The following is a 253-nucleotide window of genomic DNA, read 5'->3' as shown; positions in this document are numbered from 1 at the left end:
CCCTTTTATTGCTGATATGAAGTTATTAGGCAAAATCCATAATGCGACTAAGACGCTTTATCGTGATGAAGGTTTAGACATGCATGAGATTGGCGAGAAAGTTCGTCAATTAGTGGATGAGCATATTTTGAGTACGGGCGTAGACCCTAAAATTCCACCAGTGGATTTACTGGCTGCGAACTTTAAAGACAGTATCAAACCGTCTAAGTCAGATGAGTCTAAGGCATCTGAAATTGAAAGTGCGATTAAGCAC

The 253-nt window shown here is 40.3% G+C and carries 1 protein-coding gene; it reads left to right on the top strand.

The window, feature by feature from the left end:
* The coding region (locus tag AAEY79_RS15735) for a hypothetical protein (RefSeq protein WP_352289553.1) at nt 1–253 on the top strand (253 nt) is incomplete at both ends.

The sequence above is a fragment of the Psychrobacter sp. GW64-MNA-CIBAN-0177 genome (genome assembly GCF_040309585.1).
GTDB classification, from domain to species: Bacteria; Pseudomonadota; Gammaproteobacteria; order Pseudomonadales; family Moraxellaceae; genus Psychrobacter; species Psychrobacter okhotskensis.
The sequence above is the reverse complement of the archived record's forward strand: the minus strand, read 5'-3'. Positions and strand labels throughout refer to the sequence as shown.